At 42.4% G+C, this 12,807-nt stretch carries 14 protein-coding genes; 7 read left to right on the top strand and 7 right to left on the bottom strand.

Going from position 1 to position 12,807, the window contains the following annotated elements:
* Positions 1–3: 3 nt before the first annotated feature.
* Together waaF and waaA are read left to right on the top strand one after the other, a co-directional pair.
* Positions 4–1,035 (top strand): lipopolysaccharide heptosyltransferase II, encoded by a 1,032-nt coding sequence (gene waaF, locus Vgang_RS01075; protein WP_105902622.1) that lies wholly within the window; start codon positions 4–6, stop codon positions 1,033–1,035.
* A 9-nt stretch (positions 1,036–1,044) separates the two neighbouring features.
* A complete protein-coding gene (waaA, locus tag Vgang_RS01070; protein ID WP_105902623.1) occupies positions 1,045–2,316 on the top strand; it encodes a lipid IV(A) 3-deoxy-D-manno-octulosonic acid transferase in 1,272 nt (423 codons plus the stop codon).
* Between the two features lie 11 nt (positions 2,317–2,327).
* Here the strand turns inward: waaA and Vgang_RS01065 are convergent, their stop codons facing one another.
* Positions 2,328–3,056 (bottom strand): 3-deoxy-D-manno-octulosonic acid kinase, encoded by a 729-nt coding sequence (locus tag Vgang_RS01065; RefSeq protein ID WP_105902624.1) that lies wholly within the window; start codon positions 3,054–3,056, stop codon positions 2,328–2,330.
* Between the two features lie 197 nt (positions 3,057–3,253).
* Between Vgang_RS01065 and Vgang_RS01060 the strand changes: the two genes are divergently transcribed.
* Together Vgang_RS01060 and Vgang_RS01055 are read left to right on the top strand one after the other, a co-directional pair.
* Positions 3,254–4,306 carry a glycosyltransferase family 9 protein gene (locus Vgang_RS01060; protein WP_105902625.1) on the top strand — a complete coding sequence of 351 codons (1,053 nt, stop codon included), beginning with the start codon at positions 3,254–3,256 and terminating at the stop codon, positions 4,304–4,306.
* A gap of 6 nt (positions 4,307–4,312) precedes the next feature.
* Positions 4,313–5,086, top strand: a complete 774-nt coding sequence (locus Vgang_RS01055) for a glycosyltransferase family 2 protein (RefSeq protein ID WP_105902626.1) — start codon at positions 4,313–4,315, stop codon at positions 5,084–5,086.
* A gap of 65 nt (positions 5,087–5,151) precedes the next feature.
* Here the strand turns inward: Vgang_RS01055 and Vgang_RS01050 are convergent, their stop codons facing one another.
* Positions 5,152–6,156 (bottom strand): NAD-dependent epimerase, encoded by a 1,005-nt coding sequence (locus tag Vgang_RS01050; RefSeq protein ID WP_105902627.1) that lies wholly within the window; start codon positions 6,154–6,156, stop codon positions 5,152–5,154.
* A 165-nt stretch (positions 6,157–6,321) separates the two neighbouring features.
* Between Vgang_RS01050 and Vgang_RS01045 the strand changes: the two genes are divergently transcribed.
* Together Vgang_RS01045 and coaD are read left to right on the top strand one after the other, a co-directional pair.
* Positions 6,322–7,362 carry a glycosyltransferase family 4 protein gene (locus tag Vgang_RS01045; RefSeq protein ID WP_105902628.1) on the top strand — a complete coding sequence of 347 codons (1,041 nt, stop codon included), beginning with the start codon at positions 6,322–6,324 and terminating at the stop codon, positions 7,360–7,362.
* Positions 7,359–7,871, top strand: a complete 513-nt coding sequence (coaD, locus tag Vgang_RS01040; protein WP_105902629.1) for a pantetheine-phosphate adenylyltransferase — start codon at positions 7,359–7,361, stop codon at positions 7,869–7,871. The genes Vgang_RS01045 and coaD overlap by 4 nt, the downstream gene beginning before the upstream one ends.
* A 268-nt stretch (positions 7,872–8,139) precedes the next feature.
* On the opposite strand, the gene mutM is transcribed toward coaD, so the two are convergent.
* The 5 genes from mutM to radC form a co-directional block, all read right to left on the bottom strand.
* Positions 8,140–8,949, bottom strand: a complete 810-nt coding sequence (gene mutM / locus Vgang_RS01035) for a bifunctional DNA-formamidopyrimidine glycosylase/DNA-(apurinic or apyrimidinic site) lyase (protein ID WP_105902630.1) — start codon at positions 8,947–8,949, stop codon at positions 8,140–8,142.
* A gap of 404 nt (positions 8,950–9,353) precedes the next feature.
* Positions 9,354–9,521, bottom strand: coding sequence for a 50S ribosomal protein L33 (rpmG, locus tag Vgang_RS01030; protein WP_002535344.1), 168 nt, complete (start codon positions 9,519–9,521; stop codon positions 9,354–9,356).
* 14 nt (positions 9,522–9,535) lie between these two features.
* Positions 9,536–9,772, bottom strand: a complete 237-nt coding sequence (rpmB, locus tag Vgang_RS01025) for a 50S ribosomal protein L28 (RefSeq protein WP_004728407.1) — start codon at positions 9,770–9,772, stop codon at positions 9,536–9,538.
* 377 nt (positions 9,773–10,149) lie between these two features.
* Complete coding sequence (locus Vgang_RS01020) at positions 10,150–10,503, bottom strand: four helix bundle protein (protein WP_105902632.1); 354 nt, start codon at positions 10,501–10,503, stop codon at positions 10,150–10,152.
* Positions 10,504–10,606: 103 nt separating this feature from the next.
* Positions 10,607–11,281 carry a RadC family protein gene (gene radC, locus Vgang_RS01015; RefSeq protein WP_105902633.1) on the bottom strand — a complete coding sequence of 225 codons (675 nt, stop codon included), beginning with the start codon at positions 11,279–11,281 and terminating at the stop codon, positions 10,607–10,609.
* Between the two features lie 283 nt (positions 11,282–11,564).
* Here radC and coaBC point away from each other — a divergent pair, with 283 nt between their 5' ends.
* Positions 11,565–12,782 (top strand): bifunctional phosphopantothenoylcysteine decarboxylase/phosphopantothenate--cysteine ligase CoaBC, encoded by a 1,218-nt coding sequence (gene coaBC, locus Vgang_RS01010; protein ID WP_245879945.1) that lies wholly within the window; start codon positions 11,565–11,567, stop codon positions 12,780–12,782.
* Positions 12,783–12,807 lie beyond the last annotated feature (25 nt).

The following is a 12,807-nucleotide window of genomic DNA, read 5'->3' as shown; positions in this document are numbered from 1 at the left end:
ATTATGAGAATTCTAATCATCGGCCCATCATGGGTTGGCGATATGGTGATGTCGCAGTCGTTATACATCACATTAAAGCAACAGCACCCTGAAGCGTTGATCGATGTGCTTGCGCCTGCGTGGTGTAAACCTATCTTAGAGCGTATGCCTGAAGTCAACCAAGCCATTGAAATGCCACTTGGTCATGGGGAGTTTAATTTACTAGGTCGTCGAGCCTTAGGCAAAGAGTTAAAACATCAAGATTATACTCATGCTTTCGTTTTACCTAACTCAGCAAAATCTGCGCTTATCCCATGGTTTGCAGGCATTCCCGTACGCACTGGTTGGAAAGGTGAGATGCGCTATGGCTTGTTAAATGACCTTCGCCCTAATAAAAAATCCTTTCAATACATGGTTGAACGCTATGTTGCGCTTGCTCACCCTAAAGCAGAAATGATTGATTCATCATCTCTACCTGGGTTAGAAAACTTGCCTAAACCTAAGCTGCATATTGATTCATTATGCAAAAAAAATACCATTGAAAGGTTTCAACTCAACCAAGACAGAATCGTAATTGGTTTATGTCCGGGGGCTGAGTTTGGGCCGGCAAAACAATGGCCGATTGAACACTACGCCGCTGTCGCAGAACAAATGATCCAAGATGGAAAGCAAATCTGGTTGTTTGGCTCCCCTAAAGATCAGCCAACAACAGAAGCTATAAAGCAGGCTGTTAGCATCGAAAATCAACAATACATCTATGATCTTGCAGGCAAAACGAGCTTAATCGAAGCTGTTGATTTATTAGGTGCATGTGAAACTGTCATCAGTAATGATTCAGGCTTAATGCATGTTGCTGCCGCAGTTGGCTGCAAAGTTATCGGTGTTTATGGCTCGACATCTCCTCAATATACACCACCACTAGCTAAAAAATTAGCTATTGTGCATACTGATATTAAATGCCGTCCATGTTTTAAGCGCGAATGCCCACTAGGACATTTAAAATGCCTAAAAGATCTCGCACCCCAGCGTGTACTTGATGCATATAAAACCTTGTAAGGTGTGTTTGTGATTCGTTATTTCTATACTTTACTGCTCTTTTTATTGTCTCCAATTTTATTGCTGACTTTATATAAAAAAAAGCCCGGCAAGCCTAGTTTTGGTGCTCGCTGGAAAGAGCATTTTGGTGTCACACCACCATTAAAAGATCAATTACAATCCCCTATCTGGATTCATACTGTTTCGGTTGGTGAAACCATTGCTGCCACTCCTTTTATTCGAGCGCTTAAACAGAAATATCCAAACATTCCTATCGTTATTACTACCACCACCAGCACTGGGGCAGAGCAAGCATCTAAGCTAGCGGATGTTGCAGAGCATCGATTTATGCCGATTGATCTACCTTTTGCTATCAAGGGCTTTCTTCGTGCCATTAAGCCTCAACAAATGTTGATTATGGAAACAGAGCTTTGGCCTAACACCCTACATTATGTACATAAGTATGGAGTATCTATCACCGTAATTAATGCTCGTTTATCTGAACGATCAGCGCTACGTTATAAAAAATTTCAACCTATCTTCAATTTATTATCTGAAAATTTAGATAAGGTATTATGTCAGCACCAAGAGGATGCAGAGCGATTCATTCGTTTAGGAGTTACTCCTGAGAGAGTGAAAGTCACCGGCAGCCTAAAATTTGATATATCTGTCTCTGAAGAATCACTAAAATCTGGTGAACAATTACGCTCACAATTAGGTAAAAAACGTCCTGTATGGATTGCAGCAAGCACTCATCAAGGCGAAGATGAACAAGTACTTAATGCACATAAATTACTATTAGAAAAATATCCCGATGCCTTGCTGCTCTTAGTTCCTCGCCACCCAGAACGATTCGATGATGTATACCTACTTTGCGAACAGCAAGGCTTTAATGCTCATCGTCGAACATCCACCATTCAGACACTGTCTATTTTAACTCAAGTTTATCTTGCTGATACCATGGGAGAAATGATGTTACTCCTAGCGGCTAGTGATGTGTGTTTCATGGGAGGAAGCTTACTTGGAGATAAAGTTGGGGGACATAATCTATTAGAACCAGCAGCGGTTGGGCTGCCTTGCTTAATCGGCCCCTCTTATTACAATTTTACTGATATAACGAATCAGTTAACCAACGCTAAGGCCGCTTTTATTTGCAAAAATACAGATGAGATGACAGCGCACTTAACATCACTTTTTTCCTCTGAAGAACAGCGACTTACTTGCAAAAAAAATGCATTCACCGTTATTCAGCGTAATCAAGGGGCAGTACAAAAAACAGTATCAAATATCCAGCTATTATGATGCTCAAACAATTAAGCGCTTTGTTGATAGCCAGACAGCAATGCTTCCCAATCCATCTCTTCCCAATGAACTTGCCTTTTCATTAATTCTTTTTTAAAAGAGCGTAATAAACGGTCTAAGTTCGATTTTTGCCAAACACTTAAATTGGTTTCCCCTAAACCGGGCTCAATTAGGCACTTATCAAAGTCAATGATCCACACTTTATTATCACTATCTAACAATATGTTATGAATATTGAGATCGGTATGATTTACATTGGCCTGATGGAGTTTTCGGATCTGCTCACCAATCGACTGGTAGATTTCTGGCGCTAAGGTACGCTGTTGTAAAATGGCGACTAGATCCTGCGCACCTTCAATTTTTTGCGTCAAAATATCAGCTTGATAACACACTGTACGTTTCACCGCTCGCGCTGCAATCGGTCGAGGAACATTTACCCCTTCATTTACCAAATGTTGTAGCAATTGAAACTCTTCACAGCTTCGGGTTTTATGCCACTGACTAAACCAATAATGATCTTTAATAATTTTTCCAAACAATCCACCACGGCGGTAATGCCGCAAAGCGGCTGGCAATTGCTCAGTTTGTACAAACCAGGTCGTGCCTCGCCCTTGAGCGGATCCTAGAATTTTATTTTGCGCATGCCAATAGTCAGGGTCAAATGCCTGCTCAGCGAGAGATTCACTGATTAAGGTATCATCAAACCAGATAACTTGTTTATGTGATGTGAGTGTTTTCATAGCGATAGGATACCGTGTCTCGTGGTTTTATGCACTCATATTACAAGTAAACGAATCGAGTAACGAGCAGCGTAGCGCCCGAGATTCGACGCTCACAAATGAATAAGTAAAACTTATGTGGCTGTTCATCGTATGCCTTTTCTCTACCTCCGCATTCCCCTATAATCATAACAACTTTTATTGCCAATAGTGACACTATGCCATTATTTACTTCAGCTCCTAACTCTCTGTGTTTTTTACGTTTATCAGCCATTGGCGATGTTTGTCATGCAGTAGCAGCGGTTCAAGCTGTACAACGTCATTGGCCTGAGACGAAAATCACTTGGATTATAGGTAAAGTAGAAGCTCAACTTCTTGATGGTTTAGAAGGTATTGAGTTTATTATTTTTGATAAAAAAGCTGGTTATGCAGGGATGAAAACAGTATGGCAACAACTTAATGGCCGCCACTTTGATGCTCTCATTCATATGCAATTAGCCTTACGAGCCAGTGTTCTCACGTTAGGTATAAAAGCGAAGTATAAAGTCGGTTTTAACAAACAACGCGCCAAAGAAGCCCAATGGTTATTTACCAATAAAAAAATTGATGATGTCACTTCAGAGCATGTCTTAGATAGTTTCTTATCATTTGTTGAATACTTAGGCGTACCAAAACAATCCCCTCAATGGAATATGCCAATTACTTCGAGTGAAATCGATTGGGTTAATCAAAATATACCTACAGAGCAAAAAGTATTGGTCATTAGCCCTGCGGCAAGTAAAGATGAGCGTAATTGGCTAACCGATAGATATGCTCAACTTGCTGATCATGCCATTGAGCAAGGCTTTCAAGTGGTATTGTGCGGCTCCCCCAGTGAACGAGAAATCCAGCTAGGTGAAAATATACGTCAGTTAATGACTCATACGGCCACTAACCTTATTGGGCAAACTTCTCTGAAACAATTACTCGCGGTTTTGAATCGTGCAGATGTAGTGCTCGCACCGGATTCAGGCCCAGCCCATATGGCTACAACTCAAGGCACACCTGTGATTGGTTTATACGCCCATAGTAACCCCAAACGAACTGGGCCGTATCTAAGCTTAGAGTCAACGGTTAGTGTTTATGAAGAATGTCTATCAGAGCAATATGGCAAACCAAGTACAGAATTACCTTGGGGGGCCCGAGTAAAGGGCTCTGATTTAATGCAAAAAATCACTTTAGAATCGGTGATTGAAAAATTTCAATCGCTGACTCAAATGCAAAAAGATTGAGGCTTTATGAATTCTCCAACACTCGCGGTAGCATTGATCGTCAAAAATGAAGAAAAGCATTTAGCCTCTTGCTTAGAGACGGTAAAAGGCTGGGTAGATGAGATTGTTATACTCGATTCGGGTAGTACCGATAAAACAGAAGAAATCGCACGTCAATATACCGATAAATTTTTCGTCAACCTTGAATGGCCTGGATTCGGTCCACAGCGTCGCTTAGCACAAAGCTACATTACTAGTGATTATGTATTATGGCTAGATGCTGATGAACAAGTTACCCCTGAATTAAAACAGCAAATTCAACAGGTTGTTCAAGAAAATAAAGAACACCGTGTTTATAAAATTGATCGCCTAAGTACCGCATTTGGCAAACAGATTAAACATTCTGGTTGGTCTCCCGATTGGGTGACTCGATTATATAAAACCCAAGATACACAATATAATCACGCTCTTGTGCATGAAAGTGTTGAAGTACCAAACTCTCACACAGTGATCGCGCTTAAAGGAAAGCTACTACATAACACATTTGACGAATTAAGCCAATATACCCGAAAGACATCTCTATATATGAAATCATGGGCAGATCAAAGAGAAGGCAAAAAGAAAAGCTCGCTGTTATCAGCTATTGCCCACGCCTTTTTCCGTTTTGTCAAAATGTATTTCATTAAATTAGGCTTTTTAGATGGCAGACATGGGTTGTTACTGGCTATATTAAGTGCCAATACGACCTTTACACGTTACGCTGACTTATGGCTACGTGATTATCAAAAAAACAAGAAATAAGCTTATTCCATAACAAAGGGCCAATAATGGCCCTTACTTATATTTCTACTTTACTTTTCGTCAAGTTACACTTGATAAAATCCCCGATACCACCCCACAAAATTCGCCACACCTTGCTTCACTGACATCGATGGCTTATAGCCAGTCACATCAAACAAATCTTTGGTATCGGCATAGGTCGCATAAACATCACCAGGCTGCATTGGCATGAAGTTTTTGTTCGCCTCTACGCCAAGTGAATCCTCCAATGCTTCAATAAATTCCATCAACTTAACTGGATTACCATTACCAATATTGTAAACACGGTATGGCGCAGAGCTGGTTGCTGGTGAGCCGGTTTCGACGGTCCAATCGGTATTTTTTTGTGGGATCACATCTTGAATACGGAGCACGCCTTCAACGATGTCGTCGATGTAGGTAAAATCACGCTGCATATTGCCGTTGTTATAAACATCAATTTGCTTACCTTCCACAATCGCTTTGGTGAACTTAAATAGTGCCATATCTGGGCGTCCCCACGGACCATACACGGTAAAGAAACGCAGACCGGTCGTTGGTACTCCATACAAATGAGAATAAGTGTGTGCCATCAGCTCATTCGATTTTTTAGTGGCAGCATACAGAGAAATTGGGTGATCAACACTGTCCGCTGTATCAAATGGCATTTTCTGGTTCAAGCCATAGACTGAGCTTGAAGATGCATACACTAAGTGCTCAATCTTATGATGGCGACAACCTTCTAAAATGGTTAAATGGCCAACTAAATTACTGTCCGCGTACGCCATTGGGTTATCAATAGAATAACGAACCCCAGCTTGCGCCGCTAAATGGATCACACGTTGAAAGCCTTGCTCAGCAAACAACGCCGCGACACCTTCACGGTCGGCTAAATCGAGCTCAATAAAAGTGAAGTTATCATGTTTAGCACGGTTTAATCGAGCATGCTTTAGCTCAACTGGGTAATAGTCATTTAAATTATCAATCCCGATCACTTGGTGGCCAGATTGACACAAACGTTCAACCACAGCAGAGCCAATAAAGCCCGCAGCACCTGTCACTAAATATTTCATTTCAAATCTACCTATTCACTTTGATCGGCTAATTTTATGCCACTCAAGCAACAATGACTACCTACAAAGACTCTTAACAATAAATCCATTAATACCGATAGATTTACTGTGTATGTTTTGGAATACTAACAGACTATTTCTAACCCAATTTTGTACTCATAATCGATGAATATTTGCCATGTAAACCTTGCCTCTGGATTCAGTGGTGGTGAAAGACAAACTTTACAACTACTCAAACAGCAAGTAAGAGAAGGCTACCAACTTACCGTTGTCATGAATCCTAAAAGTCAACTCGTTCAAGAGGTACGCAAACTTGGTTGTAAAGTGGTACTAACAAAACATTTCACCAAAACTCATAGTAAAAAGATCACTCAAGATTGTTCTTTGATTCATGTTCATGAAGGAAGAGCTATTTATTGGGCTCTCATTCAACATATACTTCATGGCACTCCATACATTGTGACTCGACGTATTGATAACCCATTAAAAAACAAATGGCTATCCAATCTTGCGTATCGAAAAGCCAGTGCATTAGTTGGTTTAAGTCGTGAAATCGTAAAACAGATAGAAATGCTACACAGCGCTAAAAAAATCGTCAAAATTCCAAGCTCTCCCGTGAGTTACCCCATCGACCAAAATAAGGTGGATCAATTATGGAATGAGTTTCGAGGTAAGTTTATCGTCCTTCATGCCGCTAACATGCTCAAACACAAAGGTTTTGATACCACTGTGAAAGCAGCAAAATTACTTGGGGTCAAAAATCCACGAGTCCAATTTCTATTACTTGGTGATGGGCCAGAACGAAAAGAGTTAGAACAACAATGTCGTGGCTTAACCAATATTCGCTTTATGGGTAAACAAAATGACATGGGGTCCATGTTTGCTGCAGCAGATTTGTTGGTTCACCCTTCTTACACCGAAGGTCTCGGCTCTGTCATTCTTGAAGCGATGGCGGCAGGTTTACCCGTTATAGGCTCCAACGCAGGCGGCATTCCGGACATTATCGACCACGGAATTTCAGGGCTCTTATGTGAAGCGGGCAACGCAAAACAGTTGGCCGATCAAATTGATCAATTAGAAAATGACAAGGCACTGCGTCATAAATTGAAAACTGGCGCTAAAGAAAAACTCAAACAATTTGATATTGCGTATACTTCCAAACTATACCGAGACATTTATACCCAAGTAGCGAGTCAACCGATATGAGCAACGCTATCCAGCACAAAAAATTAACCACACCAGCCATTTATCCAGGCACCTTTGACCCGATTACCAATGGTCATTTTGATTTGATTAAACGCAGCGCACGTCTATTTGATAGCGTTGTGGTTGCCGTGGCGGAAAGTCCAAGCAAAAAGACCATGTTTACTCTGCAAGAGCGCGTCGACATGGTGAAAGAAGTGACGAAAGACTTACCGAACGTGACTGCCGTTGGCTTTTCAGGCTTATTGGTGGACTTTGCCAAGCAACAGCAAACCACAATTTTAATCCGTGGCTTACGTACTACCGTCGATTACGAATACGAGTTCGGCCTCACCAGCATGTATCGTAAACTGATGCCAGAGCTCGAAAGTGTGTTCCTAACCTCTACCGAAGAATTCGCTTTCTTATCTTCCACCATTGTGCGTGAAGTGGCTATTCATGGTGGTGAGGTTGACCAGTTTTTGCATCCGTATGTGGTGGAGAAGGTTAAAGAGAAAGTTCCTAGTTGCTAGTTCCTAGTCCCTAGAAAAAGCAAACAGCGATCGCTTTGCTTTTACACGCAACACGTTACTTTTTGATGCGAGTAGCGAGAACGCTTCGCTCCGAGTTGCGGGGAAAAGCAAGAACAAAAGCATTCCGAGAATCGAGTGCATTTCGTATCACAAATAACTAATTTGGGGTCGATTTTGCTCTTTCTCGCGACACGAAACACGCTACTCGCCACATCTTTTTTCTTTTCGGCTCTCGAACGAAGTGTCCTAGCAACTCGTATCTAGAAACTTAAGCCTGACACTCCCCACAATAAAAACTGTTTCGTTGCCCAATTTTGGCTTCTAAAATGGCTTCACCACATAAAGGGCAAGGCTTGCCTGCTTTACCATACACTTGTAATTCTTGAGCAAAATAGCCTGGCTTACCGTCTGCCTGGTTAAAGTCTTTCAGAGTCGTGCCACCTTGCGTAATCGCTTTGGCCAGCACTTTTTTAATTTCATCCACCAGCAAAGTGGTTTGCTGTAACGTTAATTGATTGGCTGGCTTTTGCGGATGAATTCGAGCTGAAAACAAAGATTCACTGGCGTAGATATTCCCCACTCCAACCACAATTTTGTTATCCATAATGAATTGTTTCGTCACCACTTTTTTATTGCGTGACTTTTCAAACAGATACTCAGCATTAAATTCATCAGTCAAAGGCTCTGGGCCAAGGTGCGACATCACATCATGCTCGGTACCAGTCTCACACCACAACCAAGCACCAAAGCGACGAGGATCGTGGTAACGCAATACTTTGCCGTTAGCCAAAACTAGATCCACATGATCGTGTTTATTCGGCTCGATCCATTGATCCAATACCCGCAAATTGCCCGACATGCCGAGATGAATAATGGCCGTACCCTTCTCAGTTTCTAGCAGTAAATATTTAGCACGACGACGAATAGAGTGAATCACTTGTCCTTGCAATGATTGAATTTCACTTGGCACCAACCAACGTAACTGTGGCTGACGTACTTCAATCTTGGCAATGGTTTGGTCAAGTAAATGTGGGGAAATCCCCATTCGGCTCACTTCAACTTCAGGTAGTTCAGGCATAAGTCGTCCTTGATTTTATCGATCTGGGGGAGATTATACGGGATAGATAACAGCGTGTCTCGAGGCTCGGGCTACGCTACTCGTTTCTTGAAAAAGCTAAAAGAATTGTCTCGGGAGCCGAGAGCGCTTCGCTTCGAGTCGCGAGCAGTGCAACGACCGAAAATCGAGTCCCGTAACCACTTTTCAGCTCTCGAGCGTAGCGTCCCCGTAACTCGGATCTTTTGCTCTTATCTCTTCCGAGCCACGAGCAGTGAAACGCCCGAAAACCGAGTTCCGCAACCGCTTTTAGCTCCTCGAGTGAGGCATCCGCGTAATGTGATCCACCTTTGTAGTCTTCGAGAAGCGAAAAAAAACCCAGCCTACCGAGGTAGTCTGGGTTTTCAATTTCTAAAGAGGAAAACCAATTACTTGATTTTAGCTTCTTTATACATAACATGCTGGCGAACTACTGGATCAAATTTCTTGATCTCAAATTTGCCTGGCATATTACGCTTGTTTTTGTCAGTTGTGTAGAAGTGACCAGTTCCAGCAGAAGATACTAGACGGATTTTCTCACGAATGCCTTTAGCCATTGTTCAAATTCCTCTTATACGTTCTCGCCACGAGCACGGATATCAACAAGAACAGCATCGATGCCTTTCTTATCAATGATACGCATACCCTTAGCAGTTAGACGTAGTTTAACAAAGCGTTTTTCGCTCTCTACCCAAAAACGGTGAGTTTGTAGGTTCGGCAGAAAACGACGCTTGGTAGCATTTCGTGCGTGTGAACGGTTGTTACCCGTTACAGGACGCTTACCAGTTACTTGGCATACTCGGGACATGAATGTCTTCTCCAAATCGTTTCAGCTCGATATCACCTTGGGGCAAAAACCGCTATGGAAAAACCATACCAAGGCTATCAAAGGTCGCGCATTATACTAACTTGATATGCATTGCTCAAGACCTGTACTGATCCTTTTTAGGAAAAACGCGATCTTTTTTTGAACAGAGCAGTTTTTTAAACGCTTTTTTGTATAAAAACTAAAGAGCTGAATTAGGTTTCTATAAAAATTAGTGCGCGGATTGTAGCAGATTTTCGGCAAAAGCTAAGTAATTTTTTCAATAAAAACGTATTCGTGACTCGGAAGCTAGTTTCTCGTTTCTCGAAAAAGAAAAAAAGCCAAAACAAACAGACTGATACCTAAAACACTTCGCATTTTTACTCGTTTATCTTTTTCGTTCTAGAAGTGATAAGTCCAGCTAACATTTTAGAAATATCACGTACTAACAATTCGTACTTATACGATACATTTTCTTCGATATAACCAAATTCACGAGCCAACATAAGTTGAGTTAACACTTCCCCAGCCGAGCCTTTGGCAATATAAAGAAATCGAATAGACTCTTTTAATGTTTGTCTCTCCTCCCCTTCAGCGATATTAGAGACAATAGAAACTGACGCTCGCCGGATCTGATCTTTTAAAGCATAATCTTTCCATTGTTCTGATTGCCTATAAATTTGCTTAGTCAATTCAAAACTAAATTTCCATACTCTTAATTTTTCATACTGCATGAGCAATCCATAAACATATTCATTATCCAATCATCGGTGTCGAGCTCTTTTTCGAAAAACGAGCAGCGAAGCGTCCGAAACACGAGAAGCCTGCGATCGCTATTTACATCCACCCCCTTTCAGCAAACGACACCACTTCGCCATCACCGATAACGAAATGATCAAGAATACGAATATCGACGAGATTTAATGCCTCAACTAAACGGCGGGTGATACGGCGGTCGGCGTCGCTAGGTTCTGCTACGCCGGATGGGTGATTATGCGCCAAAATAAGCGCTGCAGCATTGAAGTGCATCGCGCGTTTCACCACTTCTCTTGGGTAAACGGAAGCGGCATCAATGGTGCCTTCAAATAAGATCTCATCACTGATCACGCGATTTTGATTATCTAAAAACAACACATAAAAAGCTTCACGGTGACGGTCTCGTAATACGCTGCTTAAATATTGTTTGGTATGTTGCGGGCTGGTCAGTGCATCGCCTCGTTTAATGGTTTCGGCCAAGTAACGCTTCGTCATTTCCACAACCGCTTGCAACTGGGCATATTTGGCACTACCTAAGCCTTTATGCAAGCAAAATTCATCTTGCGAAGCACTGAGTAAAGCACGTAATGAACCAAATTCTTGCAGTAAATATGCAGCAAGTTCGATGGCGTTCATTCCTTGCAAGCCAGTGCGTAAAAATATAGCTAGGAGCTCGGCATCCGATAACGCTTGCGGGCCACGTGATAACAGCTTCTCTCTAGGGCGAGACTCTTGTGGGAGGCTTTTTAAAGACATGGTGTACTCGATGAATAAAAACGTGATAACACCAAGCTTTCTGTTTGAGTACAAAGCAACAAATAAAAAGTCCGCTCAATATCTTAACAATGATCAGAACAAAACAAGTTTACAATAGAAGCGTTATTTCAATCGAAAAGTCGGACTTGAGAAGAATATCGATTTTGTGTCATCACCAATCCGTGAAGTTGTGATAAATTATGGCATCATGAGCAGCACTTAAAGTGCTCAGCAAACATTTCGAGATCATATCTCAAACCATTTAAATTTCAGGTAAATGATTGTGATAGAACAAAATTTGGCAGGTAAAAAAATTCTTTTAGGGATCAGCGGAGGCATCGCCGCCTACAAGTGTGCTGACCTAACTCGCCGATTAATTGAACGTGGTGCAAAAGTGCAAGTGGTCATGACCACAGCGGCCAAAGAATTCATCACGCCTCTCACAATGCAAGCGGTATCAGGCCAACCGGTATCAGATAGCTTATTAGATCCTTCTGCTGAAGCCTCCATGGGTCATATTGAATTGGCCAAATGGGCAGATTTGATTTTACTTGCCCCTGCCACAGCCGATCTCATTGCTCGCACACGCGCCGGTATGGGAAATGATTTACTGACCACTTTGATTTTAGCCTCTGACGCCCCGGTTGCGGTCGCTCCAGCCATGAATCAACAAATGTATGCCAATAGCGCAACTCAAGAAAATATCGCGGCACTAGCAGAGCGCGGCATGATGATTTGGGGGCCAGCCGCAGGGCAACAAGCCTGTGGTGATGTCGGTTATGGCCGCATGTTAGAGCCAATGGAGTTAGTGGCACTTTGTGAGCAATTCTTCGGGCCTAAATTACTGCAAGATCTAAAGATCGCCATCACAGCGGGCCCAACCCGTGAAGCGATTGATCCGGTTCGTTATATCTCCAATCATAGCTCTGGCAAAATGGGTTTTGCGATTGCCGAAGCCGCCGCTCAAATGGGCGCTCAAGTGACGTTAATCAGTGGCCCGGTTGCGCTAGCTACGCCCGCCAACGTTCAACGTATTGATGTAGAAAGTGCCGAGCAAATGCATCAAGTGGTCATGCAGTACGCCACTCAGCAAGATATTTTCATTGGTTGTGCCGCGGTTGCCGATTACCGCCCTGAAACGGTAGCGGAGCAAAAAATCAAAAAGACCGCTGATAACGATCACATGCAAATCAACATGGTGAAAAATCCAGATATTGTTGCTTCCGTCGCGGCACTGAAAGAAAATCGCCCTTATACCGTCGGCTTTGCGGCAGAAACGCAAGATGTAGAGCAATATGCCCGCAGCAAACTCACTCGAAAAAATCTCGATTTAATTTGCGCCAACGATGTCTCTGTCGCAGGTTTAGGATTTAATAGCAACGACAACGCCTTGCATTTATACTGGCAAAACGGTGAGCAAGCACTTACCACGGCGAGTAAGCAACAATTGGCAAAACAGTTGCTTTCCGTCGTTGCACAGCAATTTGCTACGACAAAATGATCCGTTAAAGCGATCCGTTAAAAAG

It is taken from the genome of Vibrio gangliei (assembly GCF_026001925.1).
Classification (GTDB): Bacteria; Pseudomonadota; Gammaproteobacteria; order Enterobacterales; family Vibrionaceae; genus Vibrio; species Vibrio gangliei.
Note: the sequence above shows the minus strand (reverse complement) of the source record. Positions and strands in the feature narration are given on the sequence as shown.